This window comes from Methylobacterium sp. Leaf399 (assembly GCF_001424525.1).
In the GTDB taxonomy this organism is placed as follows: Bacteria; Pseudomonadota; Alphaproteobacteria; order Rhizobiales; family Beijerinckiaceae; genus Methylobacterium.
The window spans coordinates 1-22,388 of record NZ_LMQK01000034.1; the positions used below are offsets into that span (position 1 = coordinate 1).

Below are 22,388 nucleotides of genomic sequence, written 5' to 3' on the forward strand. Positions count from 1 at the left end.
GAGCAGCCATCGCATCCTCCTCAGGCTCCAAACCCAAGGAAGGAATCACGACCGAGATGCTGACGCTACCCCGCGTGAGTCCTGCTCAGCGAGGCTTGGTATTAATGTCGCAATCGGCGCGGCGACCTGCGTCCTGCCATGCGATGGACGCCCGCACGAAATTATACAGCATTTGGCCGACCACGAACTGGTCGAGTTCAGAATAAAGCACGTAATCGACAGTGATATTGCACCTCAATGATCCAACTGCTAGTTAGATCTCATTAGCTCAACCAAAGCGAGCGGTGTCGTGCCTATTATTAAAAACTACGGATTACGATGGACGCGTGATAGCGTAAATTGGGGTGAACGCGGCCGCGCGGGAACACTTGATGGCAAACTTGCCACAATTAAGAGCTCGGAAATTGTCGATTTTCGTGAGCAAATTGGAATCTATGTTTTATATGAGCCAGGTTTTATTCCTGTTTATACTGGACAAGCAGGAGTCGGGACAGCGAGATTGTTCGCGCGTCTCAAGAATCACCAAAATGATCACCTTCGTGATCGGTGGAACTGTTTTTCATGGTTTGGTTTTCGTGCCGTCACGGAATCCGGAGAACTCTCTGAACGTCAGAATCCAGAGGCTATGACCTCAATCAGCTACGCCGATGCACTATCAGAAATTGAAGGAATTTTAATTGAGGTTCTTGAGCCGCGCTTAAACAAACAGGGAGCGAGATGGCAACAAAATGCTAAAGAATTTGTTCAAGAGCCAGCCGAAGCTCCATGGGACAAAGTAGACCATCTTATAGACCAGGTTACTGAATTACAACAAACAATTGAAAACCTGAGCAAAAAAATCAAAGCCTAAATCCTACAAGTCACATTGTGAATGTGGTCGCGAGCACCTTCAAATCCCACGCCTTCACGGCCGAAACCCCTCGAACACCATCTGATCGGCGTGGGCCGACGCCAGCGCGCGCTGGTCCGGGGTGCGCACCGTCCAGGTCATCACCGGCATCCCGCCGAGACGGCGGCAGAGGTGGGTGGCCGCGCAGGGGAGATCGTCGACCCGCCAGGACAGGAAGTCCGGCCGACTCTCGGAGAGATGCAGCAGGTCGGACAGCGACCGGCGCAGGCTCGGCGCCAGGGCGGCATAGGAGGGGTCGTCCTGGTTGGTCTCGCCCACGATCCCGCGGGGGATCGCCGGGGCGAGGTCGGCGAGCGCCGCGACGAGGGTCGGATCGAACGACTTGACCGCCACCGGCCCGTCCTGGCCGGACACCACCTCGGCCACGCGCCGCACCAGCCGCAGGTCGACCATGAACCGCGACTTCACCTCGACGACGAGGGGCACCCGACCGCCGATGGCCGAAAGGAACGCGGACAGGGTGGGAATGCGCTCCCCGGTGCCGGCCACGCCGAGCCGGCCGAGCGCCGCCGCGTCGAGGGCGGCGACGGGGTCGCCGACATCGGTGAGCCGGCCGAGCGCCACGTCGTGGAACACCATCGCCTCGCCGTCGGCGCTGAGCTGGACGTCGCATTCGATGGCGTAGCCGCCGGCGACCGCGGCCTGCGCCGCGGCGAGGGTGTTCTCGGGGATGCCGGCGGCGCGGTCGTGCAGGCCGCGATGGGCGATCGGCCGGGCGGTGAGCCAGGCCGGGGCGTTGGCTGCCATCACTTCACCTCGAATATCGCCTCGACCTCGACGGCGGCGTCCAGCGGCAGCCCGGCCACGCCCACGGTGGAACGGGCGTGGCGGCCGCGGTCCCCCAGCACGGCGACCATCAGATCGGAAGCGCCGTTCATGATCGGGGCGAGCGCATGGAAGCCGGCGGCGGCGTTGATGAAGCCGCCCAGGCGCAGGCACTGGACGACGCCGCGGTCGAGGTCGCCCACCGCCGCCTCCACCTGTGCCAGGACGTTGAGGGCGCAGAGCTTGGCCGCCTCGAACCCGGCCTCGGTGGAGACGCCCTCGCCGAGCTTGCCCTTGTGGGCCGGGGCGATGGTGCCGTCGGGCCCGAAACAGATCTGGCCCGAGACGATGACGAGATTGCCGCTGCGGATGAAGGGAACGTAGTTGGCCACGGGGGCTGCGGCCTTGGGCAGGGTGAGGCCGAGATCGGCCAGGCGTTGCGTGACGATGCTCATCGGGGCTGGGATCTCCTGGGGCACGAAGCGCGGAAGGCGCGCCGCTGCGCGGCTCTGAACACGGCCGGTGGGACGGATGCAACCCGGAACCGGCCGCGCCTGGCGTCCCTCACCCGGCGTACCTCACCTGGGCCCTCGATCACCGGGAGCCTTTCCTGCTCGCGACGGCGCAGCGGCGGCCGGATGACGAGGCGTCGGCGGCTCTGGATTCCGGGTTCTCCTGCGGCGCCCCGGAACGACCGGGCACGAGGATTTCCCGGTTCGGGTCACATTTCGAGCGTCGGTCGTCGACCTCGGTTCGGAGCCTGCCGGCGAGGCACGCGATTGACAGAACCAGCCATGTCTCTAGTAATCGCGCGCGTGCCGCCCCGTTTCGAGGCGGCATTGTCATTTCCGGCGGCCGCTGTCCCCGATCGCGCATTCACGGAGACGAACACGTGACATCCGCCCTTCTGCCGACCTATGCCCGGGCTCCCATCGCCTTCGAGCGGGGAGAGGGCGCCTGGCTCGTGACGGAGGGCGGCGAGCGCTACCTCGACTTCGGCGCGGGCATCGCGGTCAACGCGCTCGGCCACGCCCACCCCCACCTCGTCGAGGCCCTGACCGCGCAGGCGGCCAAGCTGTGGCACACCTCCAACCTGTTCCAGATCCCGCAGGGCGAGCGCCTCGGGCGGCGCCTCGTGGACGCGACCTTCGCGGACACCGCCTTCTTCTGCAATTCCGGGGCGGAGGCCAACGAGGCCGCCATCAAGATGGCGCGCAAGTACCATGCGGCCGGCGGCGCGCCGGAGCGGTGGCGCATCGTCACCTTCGAGGGCGCCTTCCACGGTCGCACCCTGGCGACGCTGGCCGCCGGCGGGCAGCAGAAGTACATTGAGGGCTTCGGGCCCAAGGCCGACGGCTTCGACCAGGTGCCGTTCGGCGACCACGAGGCGCTGCTCGCGGCCATCGGCCCGGAGACGGCGGCCCTGATGATCGAGCCGATCCAGGGGGAGGGCGGCATCCGCTCGGTGCCGCCGCAGTGCCTGCGCGGCCTACGCGAGTTGTGCGACGCGCGCGGCCTGCTGCTCATCATGGACGAGGTCCAGACCGGGGTCGGGCGCACGGGCAGGCTGTTCGCGCACGAATGGGCCGGCATGGCCCCCGACATCATGAGCGCGGCCAAGGGCATCGGCGGCGGCTTCCCCCTCGGGGTCTGCCTCGCCACCGCCGAGGCCGCCCGCGGCATGACGGCCGGCAGCCACGGCACCACCTTCGGCGGCAACCCCCTCGCCATGGCGGTGGGCAACGCCGTCCTCGACGTGGTGCTGGCCGACGGCTTCCTCGACCACGTCCAGCGCATGGGGCTCCTGCTCAAGCAGCGCCTCGCCGCGCTCAAGGACCGCCACCCCCATATCGTCGCCGAGATCCGCGGCAGCGGCCTGCTGCTGGGGCTCAAGCTCAACGTGCCCAACACCGATTTCGCCGCCGCGGCCCGCGACCACCACCTGCTGGTGATCCCCGCCGGCGACAACGTGGTCCGGCTGTTGCCTCCGCTGATCGTCACGGACGCCGACGTCGAGGCGGCCGTGGAGCGTCTCGAGGCGACCGCGGCCGGCCTCGAGCGCGACATCCGCGGCGCCGCCGCGTGAGCCTCCCGACGCAGACGTGATCCCGTCGTGAGCGACGGGCCTCATTTTCCAACCGGACGACCGGAACCCGGACGCATCGAACGGGGTCCTCATCGGGGCCGGACAAGTTGAAGAACGGACAGATGACGACGACGACCTCCGGGACCGCCACAGCCGCCAGCCAAGCGGGTCCCCGCCACTTCCTCGACCTCAAGGATTTCTCCGGGGAGGACCTGCGCGCGATCCTCGACTCCAGCGCCGCCATGAAGGGCCGCCGCCGCAAGGGCGAGGTCGCGGCCGAGCGCCCGCTCACCGGCCGGATGCTGGCGATGGTGTTCGACCGCCCCTCCACCCGCACCCGGGTCTCCTTCGACGTGGCGATGCGCGAGCTCGGCGGCGAGACGCTGATGCTCACCGGCAAGGAGATGCAGCTCGGGCGCGGCGAGACCGTGGGCGACACCGCCCGCGTGCTGTCGCGCTACATCGATGCGATCATGATCCGCATCCTCGACCACGACCTGATGCTCGAACTCGCCGAGCATGCCGAGGTGCCGGTGATCAACGCGCTCACCAAGGTCTCGCACCCCTGCCAGATCATGGCGGACGTCATGACCTTCGAGGAGCACCGCGGGCCGATCCGGGGGCGCACCATCGCCTGGTCGGGGGACGCCAACAACGTGCTCGCCTCCTGGGCGCATGCGGCCGCGCGCTTCGACTTCACCCTCAACGTCGCCGCCCCGCCCGACCTGTCGGTTCCCCCCGACCTGATCGCCTGGGCGAAGGCCGAGGGCGCGCGCCTCAACCTCACCACCGATCCCTACGAGGCGGTGGCGGGTGCGGACGCGGTGGTGACCGACTGCTGGGTCTCCATGGGCGACGAGGACGAGCATTCCCGCCACGCCCTGCTCATGCCCTACCAGGTCGATGCCCGCCTGATGAAGGCGGCGGCCAAGGACGCGCTGTTCCTCCATTGCCTGCCGGCCCACCGCGGCGAAGAGGTCACCGCCGAGGTGATCGACGGGCCGCAGTCGGTGGTGTTCGACGAGGCCGAGAACCGGCTGCACGCGCAGAAGGGGATCCTGGCCTGGTGCCTGGGGGCGGGCGGGGCCTGAACCCAGGGTTGGGGATGGTCTTGCAGCGGCGGCGGCGAAGGACCGATACGTCGGAACACCGACGGGAGTGGCCTTGACTGTGTTGACATCGTGTATACGATTTGTCGATGGAAGCGCGGTCTTCGGACCTTCCAGACGACGGAGGCGTCCATGAGTGTCGACGGCCTGGATGGCCTTCCGCCGCGCCGCAGCTCCACGATCAACCTGCGCATCGAGGGCGAGACGCGCGATCTGATCGATAGCGCAGCCTCGGTCCTCGGCAAGACGCGGACCGAGTTCATGATCGATACCGCACGCCGCCATGCCGTCGACGTTCTGCTGGACCAGCGCCTGTTCGTGCTGGACGACGCACGGCACGCCGCCTTCGTATCGGCCCTCGACGCACCGCCGTCGCCTGGCCCCCGGCTGACCGCGCTGATGCGCAAGACACCGCTTTGGGACAGGTGAGCGATGCTCGGGCGCCCAGTGCCGCTCGGAGCGCATCACATCCTGGACCGCTTCGCATGCGGGCGGCCCGTGCTCGACGATTGGCTGAAGAACCAAACCCGTCGCAGCGAAGGGAAGTTCGCCCGTACCTACGTCGTGTGCGAAGACGATGTCGTGGTAGGATACTACTGCGTCTCGGCTGGAACGGTGGAGCGCGCAGGCGCCCCGGGGCGGCTGCGGCGCAATGCTCCCGAGCCGATCCCGGTCTCGATCCTCGGTCGCCTGGCGGTCGACCTTACCCATGCCGGTCGCGGGCTCGGCGCGGACCTACTCGCGGATGCTTTCCGGAGGATCGCGCAGGCCGCCGAGATCATCGGGATCGGCGCCGTCATGGTCCATGCCCTCGATGAGGCCGCGCTGGCGTTCTATCGACGGCAGGCGGAGTTTCTGGCCTTTCCGGACGGGTCACGCACCCTGTTCCTTCCCATCGGGACGATCTCGGGCAGCCTGTGACGCGGGCCGGCAGGCTTGTGTGTGATACCAAGGCGCGACACGTCATCCACGGTCAGTCACGGGCGGGCGGCAGCCTTCGAAGGGTCGATTGCGTTCCTTCGGCATCGGGTTCCCGCATGACCCTGCAGCACCGTTCCACGAGCCGAAGGGAGGGGCCATGGCCTCCGGACACGAGACATCCGCCGTCATCGAGGGCGAGGACGACGTCGCCCTGCCGTTTTCGGTGGAGGCGCTGGACGTGCGCGGCCGCGTCGTGCGCCTAGGCGCGTCCGTCGACACCATCCTGCGCCGGCACGGCTATCCCGATCCGGTGGCGCGGCTGCTGGGCGAGGCGGCGGCGCTGACGGTGCTGCTCGGCTCGTCCCTGAAGTTCGAGGGCCGTTTCCAGCTCCAGACCCGCACCGACGGCCCGGTGGAGATGATCGTCGTCGATTTCGAGGCGCCCGATTCCTTGCGCGCCACCGCCCGCTTCGACGCGGCGCGGATCTCGGCCCTGGGCGTGCCGCCGCTCAAGAGCGAGGACCTGATCGGGCAGGGGCATCTGGCCATGACCATCGACCAGGGCTCCGAGCGCAGCCGCTACCAGGGCGTCGTGGCGCTGGAAGGCCAGAGCCTGGAGGAGGCGGCCCACCAGTACTTCCGCCAGTCCGAGCAGATCCCGACGCAGGTGCGCCTGGCCGTGGCCGAACGGTTCGAGGACGGCGTCACCAGCTACCGGGCCGGCGGTCTGCTCGTGCAGTTCCTGCCCCAATCCATCGACCGCGCGCGGTTGGCCGACCTGCCGCCGGGCGACATCCCCGAGGGCCACCTCCATGTCGGCGGCGGGACGGCGCCCGAGGACGACGCCTGGGTCGAGGCGCGCTCGCTGGTCGCCACCGTGGAGGACCACGAACTCGTCGATCCCACCGTGTCGTCGCAGCGGCTGCTCTACCGCCTGTTCCACGAGCGCGGCGTCCGGGTGTTCGAGGCGCAGGGCGTGCGCGAGCAATGCCGCTGTTCGCCCGAGCGGGTGCTCGGGATGATCCGCTCGTTCTCGGTGCAGGAACGCCGCGACATGGTCGCCGACGACGGCCGCATCGGCATCACCTGCGAGTTCTGCTCGCGCCGCTACGATCTCGATCCGGCCGAAGTCGAAGCGGACGGCGGCGCGCACTGATCTCGACCGGGCGGCCCGAGACTCGACCGAGACCCGGGCTCTCGCCGTCACGCGCGAGGTCTGTCGTCGCGCATGCCGTCATCTTGCGATGCGAGATGACAGGACGTCGTTTTTCTTGCCGGCGGAAACGAACGGTTTTGCCCCGTTCGACGTTTCGGATCCCTGAAGATCTGGGAGGAACGTCGATGAAGAAGATCGGATTGGGTCTCGCCGCATTACTGATGTCGACATCGGTCTATGCACAAGGTGCCGGCACGGCGGCCGGCGGCAGCGCCGCGCGCGAGGGTGCGGGCGCCAGCGGGCAAGTCAGCGGCGGTGGGCAGGGCAACGCCGGGCAGGGTAACGCCGGGCAGGGGATGGGCCAGAAGGCGTCCGAGGGACGCGCAGGCGCATCGGCCAAGCAGGACAATGCCCAGCCGGGTCCGGCGGGGCGTGACGCCGCGGGCGCGGATTCCGGCAAGCGCGATGCGTCCAGGCAGGATTCCGGCAAGACAGAGGGCAGATCCGGCGGTGAGGCCTCCGACCGTCGCGACACCGCGGGCCGCGACGGCGGACGCGACGAGAGGGCCGACCGGCGCGGTGGACGCGACGGCATGCGCGGCGACCGTGACGACCGGTCGGTGAGCCGCCGCGGCGAGCGCCGGATCGACACCCGGGTGGAGGGACGCACCCGCACCAGCCAGCGCACCGTGCTCCTGGGCGGCCGGCGCGTCGTCTACGGCTCGCCCGAGTACCGGCGCCTCGTGGTGATCGAGCGTCGCCGTGGCGGCAATCGCTACGTCGAGGGCGGCCGCCGCCGCTACGTCACCATCCGCGGCCAGCGCGTCGTCTACGGCTCGCCGCAGTACCGGCGCCTCGTCACCGTCCGCGAGACGACCAAGCGCCGTCCCGGCTCGCGCTACGTGGTGGTTCGCGGCCAGCGCGTCGTCTACGGCTCGCCGCAGTATCGGCGCCTGACCGTGACCACCCGCGAGCGTGGCGGCGTGTCCGTGGGCGCGCGTTTCAGCGAGCGCTCGCGCGGTGGCGTGGAGGTGCGCAACAGCGTCTCGACGCGCAGCGAGTCCCGCGAGGAGCGCCGCACCGGGGGTGGCATGCGCAACGAGGGCGGGCGTAACGAGGCCGGCCGCGGCGACATGAACCGCCGCGACGAGAACCGCAACGGGCAGGGCCGGGCCGAGCGGTCCGGCAATGCCGGCCGCGAGGGCGGTTCCGAGCAGCAGGGCATCCGCAACGCCGCCGATCGCGGCGGGGCCGACGCCGACAAGGGCACCACGAACGCCGGCGGCCGCTCCATGGGCGGGAATTCCGAGGGCGGTCGCGGTTCCGAGGGCGGTCGCGGCGGTGCCGCCGGTCAGTCCGCGCCGGGTGGCGCACCGCGCAACTGATCGCTCGGGACAGGCCCGACGCCCCGACGAGCCGGAGCGGCAGCCAGCCGCTCCGGCTCTTCCACGTCGTCTCCGCGGGGCCCCGGAAGAACCGTCAGCTCTTGAGCACCGGCTCGGCGATCTCGCCGCCGCCCCGGCGCGCCAGGTAGGCCGGCTGGAACAGGCACATCCGCACCGCGTCGCGGTACTTGCCGTTCACGAAGAACTCGTCCTTGAGGATGCCCTCGGGCTCGAAGCCGCAGCGTTCGTAGATGCGCACCGCGCGGGCATTGTCGCGATCCACATGCAGGTAGAGCTTGTGGATGTTGAGGACGCTGAAGGCGTAGTCCATGGCGATCCGGGTGGCGCGGGGCGCATAGCCCTGCCCCTGGAAGGCGGGGTGGATCGCGATCTGGAATTCGCAGCGCCGGTGGAGGTGGTTGATCTCCACGAGCTCGACGAGGCCGGCGGGCGCGCCGTCGGAATTGGCGATGATGAAGCGCCGCTCGGTCTGGTTGTGGATGTTGCGCTCGTAGAGCTGCGCCAGTTCGGCGAAGGACTCGTAGGCCTCCTCGAACCAGTAGCGCATGATGCTGTCGTTGTTGTTGAGCTGATGCACGAACATCAGGTCCTCGCGCTCCAGCGGCCGGAGCTTGACCGGGCCGTCGGCGGCGATGGTGCGGGGGGTGACGGTTCTCATGACGGGACGGCCCTCACGAACCCGCGCAGTCGGCGGCGAGGCGGCGCATGAAGGCGGCGCCCGCCTGCAGGGCCGCGAGGGTGATGAATTCGTCGGGTTGGTGGGCCTGGTCGATGGAGCCGGGCCCGCACACCACGGTGGGGATGCCCGCCGCCTGGAAGCGGCCGGCCTCGGTGGCATAGGGCACCGAGATCGTGTGGTTGCGCCCCGCCAGCCGCAGCGCCAGCCGCTCGGCGTCGGAACCGGGCTCGGGCGCCAGCCCCGGCACCGCCACCTCCTCCAGGGTCTCGATGCGCCCGAACGGGCCGTAGCGGTTCAGCCGGTCGCGGGTGACGGCGGCGACCCTCGCCTCGAACAGGGCCGGGATCTCGGCCATGTCGAGGTCGGGCAGGCCGCGGAACTCCCAGTGGAAGGTGCAGACCTTGGGCAGGATGTTGCGGGCCGTGCCGCCGTGGATCGTGCCCACGTGGACCGTGGTGGCCGGCGGGTCGAACCGGCCCGAGGCGTCGCCCCGCGCGATCATCGCGTCGGCGATGCGGTTGAGCTCCGACACGAGGTCGGCCGCCGCCATCACGGCGTTGGCCCCGAGCATGGGTTTGGCCGAATGGGCCTCGTGCCCGTGGACGGTGGTGAGATAGGTGACGATGCTCTTGTGGGCGTCGGCCACCTCCATGTCGGTGGGCTCGCCGACGACGACCGCGCCAGGCCGGGGCAGATCGGCGCCGAACCGGGCGATGGTGTCGGCCACCCCGAGGCAGGTGGTCTCCTCGTCGTAGGACAGGAGGATATGGATCGGCCGCTTGAGGCCTGCGGCGAGGAAGTCCGGCACGGCGGCGAGCGCCAGGGCGCAGAAGCCCTTCATGTCGACGGCCCCGCGGCCGATGGCCCGCCCGTCCTCTACCCGCAGGGCGAAGGGGTCGCCGGTCCAGGCTTGGCCCGTGACGGGGACGACGTCGGTATGGCCCGAGAGCACGACGCCGCCGTCGACCCTGGGGCCGAGGGTGGCGAAGATCGCGGCCTTGTCACCGGCCGCGTTGGGCACGCGCACCGTGGGCACGCCCCAGCCGGCGAGGTAGTCGCAGACCATGTCGACGAGGGGCAGGTTGGTCTTCGAACTCTCGGTGTCGAACGCGACGAGGCGTTCGAGCAGCTCGAGGTGCGTCAGCCGCCGTCCGTGCGCGGACATGACGGTCAGTGGACGCTGCGGCGGACGTGCGGCGAATCGAGGGAGAAGGCCGGGATCTCGGCCTCGAAGCTTTCGCCGGCGTGTGTCGCCATGGTGTAGCTGCCGGCCATGAGCCCGTCCGGCGTCGTGAGCGGGCAGCCGCTGGTGTAGCTGAACGATTCGCCCGGATCGAGCACCGGCTGCTTGCCGACGACCCCGGCGCCGCGCACCTCCTGGCAGGTGCCGCGCCCGTCGATGATGCGCCAGTGGCGCGAGCGCAGCTGCACCGGCTCGGAGCCGTTGTTCACGATCTCGACGGTGTAGGCGAAGAAGTAGCGGCTCTCGCTCGGGGAGGATTCCTCCTCCACGAAGCGGGGCTCGACGGTCACGCTGATGCCGCGCGTCTGGGCCTTGTACATGGCTGAAAGAAGCTCCTGACCCGCATCGTCCGGGCTCGCGCCGCCAACGCGACAGGGATGTCATGCCGTGGTACGTCCGCCCGAAAACCGCGTCAATCGGTACGGCGACCGATCCCCGCCGAGGACCCAATCCGTGCGTCAGGAGACCCGGCCCATCGCGCCGACCGACATGGCCCCGGTGCGGCTCGTCCCCTTCGACGCGCTCCTCGGGGCGCTCGGCCTCGGCGGTCTCGCGCTCGGGTTCGCCTGGGTCGATCCCGAGGGCAACCGCTGGCCCGCCAGCGCCCTGATCGGGGCGCTTCTGGTCGACGGGCTCGGTCGCCTGGCCGGGCGCATCGCGGCCCGCCGCAGCCCCGGCCACGGGGCGATGGCGATGGCCTCGCTCATCCTGCTGCCCGATCGCGCCGTGCCGGCGGTGGCCGTCGCCCTGGCCGCCGGCGCTATCGCCTGGGGGGAGGGATTTCCGGTGATGGCGAGCCTCGTGGCGGGCCTCCTGGCGATGGGCGGCATCGCGCGCCTGGCCATCGTGCGCCGGATTCTCGCCGGGGAGACCGCCGACGATCCCGAACCCTGACCGGACGCCCGCGGGCAAACGCGGTTTACGGGGATTTAAGCGTTCTGCCGCCTAGGTGTGGAAGGGCTCGGGTGGGGAAAGGCTTGCCGGCCCACCGACCGGGCCGGACGGGAACGCGGGCTGAACGGCATGAGCACACGGCGCGAGTCCCAGGCCCCGACCGTCCGCGGCATCCTGTCGGCGCAGGGCATCGCCGCCTTGACCGAGGCCGGCGGCATCCTCCCCGCCACGCCCTTCGCCCACGACCAGATCCAGCCGGCCAGCCTCGACCTGCGGCTCGGGAGCCGGGTCTACCGGGTCCGCACCAGCTTCCTGCCGGGCAACCGCGCGGTGGCCTCCTGCATCGAGGCCTTCGCCCTGCACGAGATGGACCTGACCGGCGGCGCCGTCCTGGAGACCGGCTGCGTCTTCATCGCCGAGTTGCAGGAGGGCCTCGCCCTGCCCCCCGACGTCTCGGCCGGCGCCAACCCCAAGAGCTCCACCGGGCGCATCGACGTCTTCACCCGGGTCATCACCGACGGGGGGGCCGCCTTCGACCAGGTCGAGGCCGGCTACCACGGCCCGCTCTATGCCGAGATCTCGCCGCGCACCTTCCCGGTGAAGGTGCGCACCGGCTCGCGCCTGTCGCAGATCCGCTTCCGGCGCGGCGAGGTCCGGCTCACAGACGCCGAACTCGCCGCCCTCCATGCCCGCTCGCCGGTGGTGAACAGCGCCGCGCCCTCGTTCCAGGGGGGTGTCGCCGTCTCGGTGGACCTCTCCGGCTTCGACGGGCTGATCGGCTACCGGGCGCGGCGCCATACCGGCCTCGTCGACGTCGATGCGCCGGGCCGCCACAGGGTGGCCGATTTCTGGGAGCCGATCCCGGCGGACGCGTCGCGCGCGCTCATCCTCGATCCGGGCCAGTTCTACATCCTGGCCTCGAAGGAGGCGGTGCAGGTGCCGCCCGACCACGCCGCCGAGATGGTGCCGTTCGATCCGCTGGTGGGCGAATTCCGGGTGCATTACGCCGGCTTTTTCGATCCCGGCTTCGGCCATGCCAGCGCCGGCGGCGCCGGCGCGCGGGCGGTGCTCGAGGTGCGCTCGCGCGACGTGCCGTTCCTGCTCGAGGACGGACAGGTGGTGGGCCGCCTCGTCTACGAGCGCATGGCGCAGGTGCCGGCCACCCTCTACGGCTCCGGGGCCGGCTCGAACTACCAGGCCCAGGGCCTCAAGCTGTCGAAGCACTTCGTCTGAGGACGACCGCCCTCAGGGAACCGCCGGGCGCTGGACCGGCCCCTTGCGGGCGGGCGGCTTCGCGGCCTCGACCTCCGACACGGCCGGATCGCCGGCCAGGACCGGCAGCATGTCGAGGCTGAGGGGCGGGGGCGCCGGCCGCGCGGCCGTTCTGGCGGGCGGCGGCACCGCGAGCGGAGTTGCCGGAGGCGAGACGACGGAGGGAGTCGTCGCCGGGGCAGCGGGTTTGGATGGATCGACGGCCACCGCCGTCCGAACCGGCGGCATCGCAGCCGGGGGCTGACCCGGCGCCGGCCTGGCGATGGGGACGACGGCCACGGGGCGCGGCTCGATCCGCTTCACCTCGGGTTGGGCGGCGGCGGTGAGGACCGGCTTTCGCCCGACGAAGGACGGGATCGCCAGGGCCGACACCACCGCGACCGCGACGAGCGCCGGAACGATCAGACGCTCGAACGGCCGGCGCCGCGACACCGAGCGCAGCGGACCGGCGGCGAGCCGTCGCCCGAACGGAAGGCGCCAGCGCCGCGAGATGTCGAGGTCCGCCTCGTCCTGACTGTGTCCCGCCATGCCGAGCCCCCGCCCGCATTGTCATCGCTATGACTGACGGAACTATAGAGCCGCCGGAGACGAGTCAATTTCTGGACGGTAAACCGACATGGACAAGCCGTCGACTGACGAAACTTCCGCCGGACTTGGAGCGCACCGCCCTCACCGGTCGCCGACGGGGCCGGAGACTCTAGACGTCGGCGGCGGCACGGTCGACGAACCATCGCACCGGCCCGCGGACACGGGCGGCCGGCAGGTCCTCGCCCGCCGCCAGCCGCGCGAGCGGGTCGCGTTTTCCCGCCCCGCTGACGAGGAGCAGCACCGAACGGGCGGAAGCCAGGGCGGGAAAGGTCAGGCTGACGCGGGGCACGAATGGGGTCATCCCGGCCTCGGGCACCGCCACCACCCAGGCCGGTGTCTCCTCCAGGGCGGGCTGGCCGGGAAACAGCGAGGCGACGTGGCCGTCCTCGCCGAGGCCGAGCAGGACGAGGTCGAACAGGGGGCGAGCCGGATCGAGGGTCTCGGCACCGTAGAACGCCTTGAGCGCCGCCTCGTAGCGGCCGGCGGCGGCCGGCGGGCCGTCCGCCATCGGGATCGGATGGAACTGGCCGGCGGGGATGGCGCTCGCCGGCCCGAAGGCCTCGCGCGCCATGCGGACGTTGCTCAGGTCATCCTCGGCAGCCACGGCGCGGTCGTCGCCGAAGAACCAGTGCAGGCGCGACCAGGGGAGGTCGGCATACGCCGCCCCGGCGAGCGCCGTGTAGAGACGCCGGGGCGTCGAGCCGCCCGACAGGCACACGGCGATGCGCCCGTGCGGCGCCGAGGCGCACAGGGCCCGCAGGTGGTCGGCGGCGGCCCTGGCCACCGCGTCGGCGTCGTCGAACAGGACCGTGCCCTGGGGGAGGGGGATCATCGCGAAGCACCTCGCTGAGGCCGAGTGAGGCTGGATTGCCGATGCCCCGGGATCGCCGGCATGGGCAATTGGAGTGATCTTCGGCGGGACGACGCTCAGGTCGGCTCCCGGTGCCCGCCGAAGCCCTTCCGCATCGCCGAGAGCAGCTTGTCGGCGTAGGAGGCGTCTTCGCGGGAGCGGAAGCGGGCGTAGAGGGCCGCCGAGAGCACGTTGGCGGGCACCGATTCCTCGATGGCCGCATTGAGCGTCCAGCGCCCTTCCCCGGAATCGGCGACGAAGCCGGAGAACCCGGCCAGGGTCTCGTCGGCCGCTAGCGCCCCGGCGGTGAGGTCGAGGAGCCAGGACGAGACCACGCTGCCCCGGCGCCAGACCTCGGCGATGTCGCCCAGATCGAGGTCGAACCGGTGCGCCTCGGCCAGGTCCGGGGAGTCGGCATGCCGGAGGATGTCGAACCCCTCGGCGTAGGCCTGCATCAGCCCGTACTCGATGCCGTTGTGGACCATCTTGACGAAATGGCCGGCCCCGCTCCGGCCGGCATGGATGTAGCCTTGCTCGGCGCGCGGGTCGCGGCCCTCGCGGCCCGGCGTCCTGGGGATGGCGCCGGCGCCGGGAGCGAGGGTGCGGAAGATCGGGTCGAGGCGCTCGACGGCGGCGGTCTCGCCGCCGATCATCATGCAATAGCCGCGCTCCAGCCCCCAGACCCCGCCCGAGGTGCCGACGTCGACGTAGGAAATGCCCTTCGGCTTCAGGTCGGCGGCGCGGCGCACATCGTCCTTGTAGAAGGAGTTGCCGCCGTCGATGACGATGTCGTCGGCCGCCATCAGGGCGCCGAGCCGGGTCACCGTGCCGTCCGTGATCTCGCCGGCCGGCAGCATCACCCAGGCGGCACGGGGGGCGTCGAGCTTGGCGACGAGGTCGTCCAGGCTGTCGGCGCCGGTCGCCCCCTCGGCCACCAGGGCCGCCACGGCATCGGGGTCCCGGTCGAACACCACCGCCGTGTGCCCGTCGCGCATGAGCCGCCGGACGATGTTGCCGCCCATTCGGCCGAGACCGATCATACCGAGTTGCATGGGTGATCTCCTTCAGAGGCAGCATCATGAACCTTGCGGCCCACGATGCGTGCCAACCCTTGTCCTACCGATCCGCCCGTCCCCGAGGCGCCGCAGCGAAGCGAAGGCCTCGAAGGAGCCCTCCCGTTCGCGCCGTCGTCCCTGGAGCCCTCCTTCGAGGCCCGCCGAGGCGGGCACCTCGGGATGAGGTGGTGGAGGGGAACGACCGGACCGCGGTGGACAGCCCCGGCCTGGTCAGACCAGAGCCGCCTTGATCGCCGCCGCGATGCGCTTCAATCCCGCCTCGACGTCGCCGCCCTTGATGTGGACCCGCAGGGCCCGGCGCCCGCGCTCGGCCAGCACCGAGAAGTCGCCCCGCGCCTGGGCCGCCACCACCGTCCCGAACCCGAGGGTGCGGCCGGGAATGGGGAGGTCCTGCGCCGGGTCGGCGGTGATCTGGAGGAACACGCCGGTGTCGGGCCCGCCCTTGTAGGCCTGGCCGGTGGAGTGGAGGAAGCGCGGCCCGAACTCGAGGCAGGTGGCGACCTTGCGAGTGTCGCGCAGCCGCACCCTGGCGTCCTGCAGGATGGCCCGATGCCCTTCGTTGCGCGCGACATAGGCCAGAAGCGCCACGTAGTCGCCGTCCTTCACCCGGGCGAGATGGGCGGCGATGGCCGCCTCCAGCCCCTCGGCCGCCGCGGGCAGCGCCCCGGCGTTGGCGGGGTCGGCGTAGAGGGCGATGGTGTCGTCGGCAAACAGCGGCGTCTCGGCGGGCAGGGCGCCGTCGCGCTCGGCCGCGTCGAACAGCTTCTTCGTCTCGATCTTGCTCGCCTCGACGTCGGGCTGGTCGAACGGGTTGATGCCCATCATCGCGCCGACCACGGCGGTGGCCATCTCGAAGCGGAAGAACTCCTGCGGCAGCTGCTCCTCGTTGGCCATCGTGATGTGGACGACCGGATGCCCCTCGCGCTCGAGGTTGCGCACCGCCTCGTCCTGGTAGGGGTCGGCGCGATTGTCGAGGCGCAGGTACACGAAGATGCGGTCGCGGCCGTAGACCGCCGGCACGTCCACCGGCTCGCCGTCGATGGGGATCAGGCCCTTGCCCTCCTTGCCGGTGGATTCGGCGATGAGCTGCTCGGCCCAGGCCCCGAAGGTGTCGATGCCCGGCGAGGCGATGAAGGTGACCTTGTCGCGCCCCGCCTGCAGGGCGGCCGCGCCCAGCGCCGTCCCCAGCAGCACGCCGGGGTTCTGGGCCGGCGGCACGGCCGGGCCGCAGGAGCGCACCATCGTCCGGGCGGTGTTCAGGAAGGCCTCGACGTCGATGCCCGAGGCGGCGGCCGGCACCAGCCCGAAGGCCGAGAGCACCGAATAGCGCCCGCCGATCTGCTTGACGCCGTAGAACACCTTGCGGAAGCCGTCGGCCTTGGCCGCCGCCTCCATGGCCGAGCCGGGATCGGTCACGGCCACGAAATGCGCGCCCGCCCGCGCCCCCACCAGCGCCTTCATCCGGCCGAGGAAATAGTCGCGGAACACGTTGGGCTCGAGGGTCGAGCCGGACTTGCTCGCCACGACGAACAGCGTCGTCTCCAGGGTGACGGCCGCCTCGACCTGCCGGACCTGGTCGGGATCGGTGGAATCGAGGATGCGCAAGCTCGGGTAGCCCTCGCGCGCGCCGTAGGTCTCGGCCAGCACCTCGGGCCCGAGGCTCGACCCGCCCATGCCGAGCACCACCACGTCGGTGAACCCGGTCTGGCGCACGTCCTCGGCGAAGGCGGCGTAGTCGGACACATGGGCGAGCTCGTCCTCGACGATGCGCAGCCAGGACAGCCATTTGTCCTCGTCGGTGTCGCTCCAGAGAGTCTTGTCGCGGGCCCAGAGCCGCCGGATCGCGCCGGACGCGCGCCAGGCCTCCACTGCCTTGCGGGCGTGGCCGCCGATGGCGTCGTCGAGCACCAGGGTCTGGCCGTCGAGCTTGGGCCCGAGCAGGTCGGCGCGCTTGGCCGCCACCGCGCCCAGGAGCTTGTCGGCGGCGTCGATGAAGAGCTGAACGCCCTCCTCGACGAGCCTTGTCGTGATCGCGTCGATGTCGATCCCGGCGGCGGCGAGGCTCGCCATCACGGCTCTTGCGCCCGCGACGTCCTCCTCGATGGCAGCGCGCACGGTGCCGTGGTCGCGAAACGCGTCCATGGTGGCCGGCGGCATGGTGTTGACGGTGTCGGGGCCGATCAGCTCCTCGACGTAGAGCACGTCGGAATAGGCCTTGTTCTTGGTGCCGGTGGAGGCCCAGAGCAGGCGCTGCGGCTTGGCGCCCCTGGCCGCCAGGGCCTGCCAGGCCGGCTCGGCGACGATGCGCTTGTAGCGCTGGTAGGCGAGCTTGGCGTTGGCGATCGCGACCTTGCCCTTCAGGGCCTCCAGCGCCGCCTTCTCGTCGGCGCCCTCGGTCCGGGCGATCGCCTCGTCCAGCGCCTTGTCGACCGCCACGTCGATGCGGCTGATGAAGAAGCTGGCGACGCTCGCCACCCGGGAGACGTCGCCGCCCTTGTCGGCGAAGGCCCGGAGGCCGGCGACGAAGGCGCGCGCCACCTGCTCGTAGGCGTCCTGCCCGAACAGCAGGGTGACGTTGACGCTGATGCCCTCGGCGGTGAGCGCCTGGATCGCCGGGATGCCGGCGGGGGTGGCCGGCACCTTCACCATCAGGTTGTCGCGGGCGACCGTGGCGTGCAGGCGCCGGGCCTCCTCGAGGGTGTCCTCGGTGCTCAGCGCGAGGTAGGGCGAGACCTCGAGGCTGACGTAGCCGTCGGCCCCGTCGCTCGCCTCGTAGACCGGGCGCAGCACGTCGGCGGCCGCCTGGATGTCGGCGATGGCGCAGCCCTCGTAGAGGTCGACGACGCGGCTGTCGCCCCCGTCCATCACCGCCTTCAGGGCCCCGTCGTATTCGGTGGAATCGCCGATCGCCTTCTCGAAGATCGACGGGTTGGAGGTGACGCCGCGCAGGCCGTCGCCGTCCACCAGGGCCTTGAGGCGGCCGTCGGCGATGAAGCCGCGCGCGACGAAGTCGAGCCACACGGCCTGGCCCTGTTCGGGGAAGAGTGCCTTGAGCGGGTTCATGCCGGTCTCCTGTTTCTTCGTGACCAGGCCGAACGGGGGCCTGGCGCCTCTCCTCCCCCTGGTGGGGAGGAGGAGGGAGGTGGGGGTGGCCGGGTGCCCCCGACATCCGGGACGGCGGAACCACCCTCACCCCCGGCCCCTCCCCACAGGGGGGAGGGACGTCTCGCTACGTCCTGTGCTTGGCGATCTGGTGCTTGGCGATCTGGTCCCGCGCGGCCTGCAGCACCTTGTCCGGCGTGAAGCCGAACTTGGTCTGGAGGTCCTTGATCGGCGCGGACGAGCCGAAGGTGTGCATGCCGATGATCGTGCCGGCCGAGCCGGCGTAGCGGTCCCAGCCGATCGCGGAGCCCTGTTCCACCGCGACGCGGGCGAGAACCCGCGGCGGCAGCACCGCGTCGCGGTAGGCCTGCGTCTGGCGCTCGAACAGATCCCAGGACGGCATCGAGACGACGCGGGCCTTCACCCCGTCCGCCGTCAGCGCCTCGTAGGCGCCGATGCAGAGCTGCACCTCGCTGCCCGTCCCGATCAGGATGACGTCGGGCGTGTCGTCGCCGCCCGCCAGCACGTAGGCGCCCCGGGCGACGCCGGCGGCACTCGCGAAGCGGGTCCGGTCCAGGGTCGGCAGCGGCTGGCGCGAGAGGGCCAGGACCGCCGGCTGGTTCTTCAGGCCCATGATCACCCGATAGGCCTCCGACACCTCATTGGCGTCGGCCGGGCGCAGGGTGACGAGGCCGGGGATGCAGCGCAGGCTCAGGAGCTGCTCCACCGGCTGGTGGGTCGGCCCGTCCTCGCCGACGCCGATGGAATCGTGCGTGAACACGTGGAAGACCGGCAGCTCCATCAGGGCCGCGAGGCGGATCGGCGGGCGCATGTAGTCGGCGAACACCAGGAAGGTGGCGCCGTAGGCCCGGAGGCCGACGAGGCCGAGGCCGTTCACGATCGAGCCCATCGCATGCTCGCGCACGCCGAAGTGGATGTTGCGGCCGCCCGGATCGAACGGCGACAGGGTGCCGGCGCCTTCGAACTCGAGCTTGGTCTTGTTGGAGGGGGCCAGATCGGCAGACCCGCCAAGGAGATGGGACACGTTCTTGGCAATCGCGTTGAGGACCTTGCCCGAGGATTCGCGGGTGGCCATGCCCTTGGCGTCGGCCGGGAAGACCGGGATGTCCCTGTCCCAGCCCTCGGGCAGACGGCCCTCGTGGATGGCGGCGATCTCCTCGGCCAGCGCCGGATCGGAGGCCTTGGCCTCGGCGAGGAAGCCCTCCCAATCGGCATAGAGGGCCGCCCCCCGCTCGCCGATTCCGGCCCGGAAGTTCTCGACGACCCCGTCGGGCACGAGGAACTGCGCGTCCTCGGGCCAGCCGTAGGCGCGCTTGGCGCCCCGGGCCTCCTCCTCGCCGAGAGCGTCGGAATGGGCCTTGGAGGTGTTCTGCTTGCTTGGTGCGCCGAACCCGATCACCGAGTTGACCACGATGAGGGTCGGCCGGTCGCCGGACTGCAGGAAGGTCTCCAGGGCGCCGGCGATGGCGTGCACGTCGTTGGCGTCCGCCACCCGCAGCACCTGCCAGCCGTAGGCGAGGAAGCGCGTCGCCACCTCCTCGGAGAAGGCGAGCTCGGTATGGCCCTCGATGGTGATGGTGTTGTTGTCGTAAATCCAGCACAGGTTCGACAGGCGCAGATGCCCGGCGATGGAGGCGGCCTCGGCGGCCACGCCCTCCATCAGGTCCCCGTCCGAGCAGATGGCGTAGACGTTGTAGTCGAACAGCGGCAGGTCGGGCCGGTTCAGGGTCTCGCCGAGGAAGCGCCCGCCGATGGCCATGCCCACCGAGTTGGCGACCCCCTGGCCGAGCGGCCCGGTGGTGGTCTCGACGCCGGTGGTGAAGTGGTACTCCGGGTGGCCCGGCGTCTTCGAGTCGAGCTGGCGGAAGTTCTTGATGTCCTCGAGGCTCACCGCCGGCGCGTTGCCGCCGTCCGTCTCCGCCACGCCGGCCAGATGCAGCAGCGCGTAGAGCAGCATGGAGGCGTGGCCGGCCGACAGCACGAAGCGGTCGCGGTTGGGCCAGTGCGGATGCGCCGGATCGTAGCGCAGGTAGCGGTTCCACAGGGTGTAGGCGACGGGGGCGAGCGCCATCGGGGCGCCCGGGTGCCCGGAATTGGCCTTCTGCACCGCGTCGATCGCCAGCGTCCGGATCGTATCGATCGAGAGCTTGTCGATCTCGCTCAAGGCGCCCGTGGGCTTGGTGTCGGCTCCGCTCATGTCTCAGTCTTTCCGTTCTTCTGCACGCGGCGGCGCCGGGCGGCTCGCCCGGATCCCCGTGCATCAGGTCCCCATGCATGCGGCACCCGCGCCGCGATGTCCTTCACCCCGGGACGCGTCCATCCATGAGACGCGTCCGTCAAAGAGACGCCTCGGCCGATCGGGCCGGCCGCGGGCGTGGTCTCACCCCTCGCACCGCTCCTTGGCAGGTCCGGCGGCACGCGCATAGTTCAGGATCGTGTTCACGAGGGTGACGTGGCTGAAAGCCTGAGGGAAATTGCCCACGAGCCGCTTGGCCTCCACGTCGTATTCCTCGGACAGAAGCCCGAGATCGGTGCTGAGACCGATGAGCCGCTCGATCATGGCGCGCGCCTCCTCGCGGCGGCCGAGGCCGATGAGATTGTCGGCATACCAGAAACTGCAGGGCAGGAACGCCCCCTCGCCGCCGGGTAGGCCGTCGGTGGCCTGGTCCTCGGTGTCATAGCGCAGGACGAGGCCGTCGCGCATCAGGGTCCGGCCGATCGCCGCCACCGTTCCGACCACCCGCGGGTCGTCCTGGGGCAGGAACCCCACGAGGGCGATGAGCAGCAGGCTCGCATCGAGGCTCTTGCCGCCGTAGAACTGCACGAAGCTGCCGAGCTCGGGATCGAAGCCCTTCTGGCAGACCTCCGCATGGATGCGGTCGCGGGTGGCGCGCCAGCGGTCCACCGGGGCGTCGGGGGCGTCGCCGTCCTCGTAGGCCCGGATCGCCCGGTCGAAGGCGACCCAGGCCATGACCTTGGAATGGACGAAGTGCCTGCGCCCGCCGCGCACCTCCCAGATGCCCTCGTCGGGCTCGGTCCAGACCGTCTCGAGATGGCGCAGGAGGGCGAGGCCGACCCGCCAGCCGTCGCGGTCGCCCAGGAGCCCGCGCTGGCGCGCCTGGAACAGCGCATCGAAGATCTCGCCGTAGACGTCGAGCTGGAACTGGTCGACCGCGGCGTTGCCGATCCGCACGGGCTTGGCGCCCTCGTAGCCGGGCAGCCAGTCGAGCTCGATCTCGGGCAGCATGCGCTCGCCGGCGATGCCGTAGAGGATGTGGGCCTGCTCCGGGTTGCCGGCCACCGCCCGCACCAGCCAGTCGCGCCAGGCGCGGGCCTCGTCGATGTAGCCGCCGTCCATCAGCGCGATCAGGGTGAAGGTGGAATCGCGCAGCCAGCAGTAGCGGTAGTCCCAGTTGCGCACGCCGCCGAGCTCCTCCGGCAGGGAGGTGGTGGGCGCCGCCACGATCCCGCCGGTGGGCTGGTAGATCAGCGCCTTGAGGGTCAGGAGCGACCGTTGCAGGACCTCGTCCCAGGGGGTGCCGCGGGCGCAGCGGATCGACCAGTCGCGCCAGTAGCGGTCGGTCTCGAACAGCACCTTGCGCGGCTCGATGGGGGGCGGATCGTCCTCGTGCGAGAGGCCGTAGCTGAGGGTGAAGGCGACGCTCTCCCCCGCCGCGACAGCGAAGTCCGCGACCGTGGTCTGGTCCTCGCCGCGCAGCGGCACGGGGGTGCGCAGCACCACCTTGTGCGGTCCCGAGATGGCCCTCAGGTCACCGAGCTCGTTGTGGGAGACCCACGGGACGGCGAGCCCGTAGTCGAACCGCACCGAGAGCCGCATCCGCATCGCCACGGAGCCGGTGAGGCCCTCGACGATGCGCACGAGGTGGGAGCCGTCGTTGGCCGGCATGTAGTCGGTGACCCGGACCTCGCCGGTGGGAGTCGCGTAGCAGGTCTCCAGGACGAGGCTGCCGCTGCGGTAGGTCCGCGACTCCTCCGCGCCGGCCTCCGCGGGGAAAAGCGCCCAGAAGCCATGGTCCTCGGTGCCCAGGAGCGCGGCAAAGCAGGCGGACGAATCGAACCGCGGCCAGCACAGCCAGTCGACGCTGCCCCTGCGCCCGATCAGAGCCGCCGTGCGGCCGTCGCCGACGAGCGCGTAATCCTCGATCCGTCCTGCCATCCATGCCCTCGGCGTCGCTCACGGGGCCAGCCCGTCCGCGAGCGCCGTCGTCCCGCGTCCAGGTAGGTCTCGGGGGCGAGCGGGTCCAGACCGCAGGGGGAATGGCAGGGATGATGTCGCGCGAAGGGCGGCG

20 protein-coding genes are annotated in these 22,388 nt (G+C 70.5%); 9 read left to right on the top strand and 11 right to left on the bottom strand.

What is annotated here, in order from left to right:
- Positions 1-289: 289 nt before the first annotated feature.
- Positions 290-850 (top strand): GIY-YIG nuclease family protein, encoded by a 561-nt coding sequence (locus ASG40_RS21420; RefSeq protein WP_156387810.1) that lies wholly within the window; start codon positions 290-292, stop codon positions 848-850.
- Positions 851-904: 54 nt separating this feature from the next.
- Here the strand turns inward: ASG40_RS21420 and ASG40_RS18470 are convergent, their stop codons facing one another.
- A complete protein-coding gene (locus ASG40_RS18470; protein ID WP_055889015.1) occupies positions 905-1,657 on the bottom strand; it encodes a glycerophosphodiester phosphodiesterase family protein in 753 nt (250 codons plus the stop codon).
- Positions 1,657-2,130: a RidA family protein gene (locus tag ASG40_RS18475; protein WP_055889017.1), complete on the bottom strand. Its 474-nt coding sequence runs from the start codon at positions 2,128-2,130 to the stop codon at positions 1,657-1,659. Before ASG40_RS18475 ends, ASG40_RS18470 begins: the two co-directional genes overlap by 1 nt.
- 437 nt (positions 2,131-2,567) lie before the next feature.
- On the opposite strand from ASG40_RS18475, the gene ASG40_RS18480 reads away from it, so the two are divergent.
- The 6 genes from ASG40_RS18480 to ASG40_RS18505 all read left to right on the top strand — a co-directional run bounded on the left by ASG40_RS18480 (position 2,568) and on the right by ASG40_RS18505 (position 8,332).
- A complete protein-coding gene (locus tag ASG40_RS18480; RefSeq protein ID WP_055889020.1) occupies positions 2,568-3,761 on the top strand; it encodes an aspartate aminotransferase family protein in 1,194 nt (397 codons plus the stop codon).
- A gap of 122 nt (positions 3,762-3,883) precedes the next feature.
- Complete coding sequence (gene argF / locus ASG40_RS18485; RefSeq protein ID WP_055889433.1) at positions 3,884-4,852, top strand: ornithine carbamoyltransferase; 969 nt, start codon at positions 3,884-3,886, stop codon at positions 4,850-4,852.
- Between the two features lie 150 nt (positions 4,853-5,002).
- Positions 5,003-5,299 (top strand): type II toxin-antitoxin system TacA family antitoxin, encoded by a 297-nt coding sequence (locus ASG40_RS18490; RefSeq protein WP_055889023.1) that lies wholly within the window; start codon positions 5,003-5,005, stop codon positions 5,297-5,299.
- An 18-nt stretch (positions 5,300-5,317) separates the two neighbouring features.
- Complete coding sequence (locus ASG40_RS18495) at positions 5,318-5,791, top strand: GNAT family N-acetyltransferase (RefSeq protein WP_338011785.1); 474 nt, start codon at positions 5,318-5,320, stop codon at positions 5,789-5,791.
- Between the two features lie 157 nt (positions 5,792-5,948).
- A complete protein-coding gene (locus ASG40_RS18500) occupies positions 5,949-6,947 on the top strand; it encodes an Hsp33 family molecular chaperone (RefSeq protein WP_055889028.1) in 999 nt (332 codons plus the stop codon).
- A 185-nt stretch (positions 6,948-7,132) separates the two neighbouring features.
- On the top strand, positions 7,133-8,332 hold the full coding sequence (locus ASG40_RS18505; protein ID WP_082524148.1) for a hypothetical protein: 1,200 nt from the start codon (positions 7,133-7,135) through the stop codon (positions 8,330-8,332).
- Between the two features lie 94 nt (positions 8,333-8,426).
- Here the strand turns inward: ASG40_RS18505 and speG are convergent, their stop codons facing one another.
- Genes speG through apaG form a run of 3 tightly spaced genes read right to left on the bottom strand, consistent with a single transcriptional unit; the run spans position 8,427 to position 10,595 of the window.
- The gene (gene speG, locus ASG40_RS18510; protein WP_055889035.1) at positions 8,427-9,011 is read right to left on the bottom strand and encodes a spermidine N1-acetyltransferase; all 585 of its coding nucleotides are present in this window, start codon (positions 9,009-9,011) and stop codon (positions 8,427-8,429) included.
- Positions 9,012-9,024: 13 nt separating this feature from the next.
- Positions 9,025-10,197, bottom strand: coding sequence for an acetylornithine deacetylase (argE, locus tag ASG40_RS18515; protein WP_055889037.1), 1,173 nt, complete (start codon positions 10,195-10,197; stop codon positions 9,025-9,027).
- Between the two features lie 5 nt (positions 10,198-10,202).
- Complete coding sequence (apaG, locus tag ASG40_RS18520) at positions 10,203-10,595, bottom strand: Co2+/Mg2+ efflux protein ApaG (protein WP_055889040.1); 393 nt, start codon at positions 10,593-10,595, stop codon at positions 10,203-10,205.
- Between the two features lie 133 nt (positions 10,596-10,728).
- On the opposite strand from apaG, the gene ASG40_RS18525 reads away from it, so the two are divergent.
- A complete protein-coding gene (locus tag ASG40_RS18525; RefSeq protein ID WP_055889043.1) occupies positions 10,729-11,169 on the top strand; it encodes a hypothetical protein in 441 nt (146 codons plus the stop codon).
- A 129-nt stretch (positions 11,170-11,298) separates the two neighbouring features.
- Positions 11,299-12,402, top strand: coding sequence for a 2'-deoxycytidine 5'-triphosphate deaminase (locus ASG40_RS18530; RefSeq protein WP_055889046.1), 1,104 nt, complete (start codon positions 11,299-11,301; stop codon positions 12,400-12,402).
- 12 nt (positions 12,403-12,414) lie between these two features.
- Here ASG40_RS18530 and ASG40_RS18535 read toward each other — a convergent pair whose 3' ends face one another.
- From ASG40_RS18535 to ASG40_RS18560, 6 genes are all read right to left on the bottom strand, one after another.
- Positions 12,415-12,969 carry a hypothetical protein gene (locus ASG40_RS18535; protein ID WP_055889049.1) on the bottom strand — a complete coding sequence of 185 codons (555 nt, stop codon included), beginning with the start codon at positions 12,967-12,969 and terminating at the stop codon, positions 12,415-12,417.
- 169 nt (positions 12,970-13,138) lie between these two features.
- The gene (gene pgl / locus ASG40_RS18540) at positions 13,139-13,861 is read right to left on the bottom strand and encodes a 6-phosphogluconolactonase (protein WP_055889052.1); all 723 of its coding nucleotides are present in this window, start codon (positions 13,859-13,861) and stop codon (positions 13,139-13,141) included.
- Between the two features lie 95 nt (positions 13,862-13,956).
- Positions 13,957-14,931, bottom strand: a complete 975-nt coding sequence (gnd, locus tag ASG40_RS18545; protein ID WP_055889054.1) for a phosphogluconate dehydrogenase (NAD(+)-dependent, decarboxylating) — start codon at positions 14,929-14,931, stop codon at positions 13,957-13,959.
- 234 nt (positions 14,932-15,165) lie between these two features.
- Positions 15,166-18,018: a bifunctional transaldolase/phosoglucose isomerase gene (locus ASG40_RS18550; RefSeq protein ID WP_055889057.1), complete on the bottom strand. Its 2,853-nt coding sequence runs from the start codon at positions 18,016-18,018 to the stop codon at positions 15,166-15,168.
- A 166-nt stretch (positions 18,019-18,184) separates the two neighbouring features.
- Complete coding sequence (gene tkt, locus ASG40_RS18555) at positions 18,185-20,275, bottom strand: transketolase (protein ID WP_055889060.1); 2,091 nt, start codon at positions 20,273-20,275, stop codon at positions 18,185-18,187.
- A gap of 183 nt (positions 20,276-20,458) precedes the next feature.
- Complete coding sequence (locus ASG40_RS18560; protein WP_055889063.1) at positions 20,459-22,255, bottom strand: glycoside hydrolase family 15 protein; 1,797 nt, start codon at positions 22,253-22,255, stop codon at positions 20,459-20,461.
- Positions 22,256-22,388: the final 133 nt, after the last annotated feature.

Excerpts from the sequence above, each read along its gene's own strand:
- ASG40_RS18470 (WP_055889015.1), bottom strand. The coding sequence starts at position 1,657 with ATGGCAGCCAACGCCCCGGCCTGGCTCACCGCCCGGCCGATCGCCCAT.
- ASG40_RS18475 (WP_055889017.1), bottom strand. The coding sequence starts at position 2,130 with ATGAGCATCGTCACGCAACGCCTGGCCGATCTCGGCCTCACCCTGCCC.
- argF (WP_055889433.1), top strand. The coding sequence starts at position 3,884 with ATGACGACGACGACCTCCGGGACCGCCACAGCCGCCAGCCAAGCGGGT.
- ASG40_RS18490 (WP_055889023.1), top strand. The coding sequence starts at position 5,003 with ATGAGTGTCGACGGCCTGGATGGCCTTCCGCCGCGCCGCAGCTCCACG.
- ASG40_RS18500 (WP_055889028.1), top strand. The coding sequence starts at position 5,949 with ATGGCCTCCGGACACGAGACATCCGCCGTCATCGAGGGCGAGGACGAC.
- ASG40_RS18505 (WP_082524148.1), top strand. The coding sequence starts at position 7,133 with ATGAAGAAGATCGGATTGGGTCTCGCCGCATTACTGATGTCGACATCG.
- speG (WP_055889035.1), bottom strand. The coding sequence starts at position 9,011 with ATGAGAACCGTCACCCCCCGCACCATCGCCGCCGACGGCCCGGTCAAG.
- argE (WP_055889037.1), bottom strand. The coding sequence starts at position 10,197 with ATGTCCGCGCACGGACGGCGGCTGACGCACCTCGAGCTGCTCGAACGC.
- apaG (WP_055889040.1), bottom strand. The coding sequence starts at position 10,595 with ATGTACAAGGCCCAGACGCGCGGCATCAGCGTGACCGTCGAGCCCCGC.
- ASG40_RS18530 (WP_055889046.1), top strand. The coding sequence starts at position 11,299 with ATGAGCACACGGCGCGAGTCCCAGGCCCCGACCGTCCGCGGCATCCTG.
- ASG40_RS18535 (WP_055889049.1), bottom strand. The coding sequence starts at position 12,969 with ATGGCGGGACACAGTCAGGACGAGGCGGACCTCGACATCTCGCGGCGC.
- pgl (WP_055889052.1), bottom strand. The coding sequence starts at position 13,861 with ATGATCCCCCTCCCCCAGGGCACGGTCCTGTTCGACGACGCCGACGCG.
- gnd (WP_055889054.1), bottom strand. The coding sequence starts at position 14,931 with ATGCAACTCGGTATGATCGGTCTCGGCCGAATGGGCGGCAACATCGTC.
- ASG40_RS18550 (WP_055889057.1), bottom strand. The coding sequence starts at position 18,018 with ATGAACCCGCTCAAGGCACTCTTCCCCGAACAGGGCCAGGCCGTGTGG.
- tkt (WP_055889060.1), bottom strand. The coding sequence starts at position 20,275 with ATGAGCGGAGCCGACACCAAGCCCACGGGCGCCTTGAGCGAGATCGAC.
- ASG40_RS18560 (WP_055889063.1), bottom strand. The coding sequence starts at position 22,255 with ATGGCAGGACGGATCGAGGATTACGCGCTCGTCGGCGACGGCCGCACG.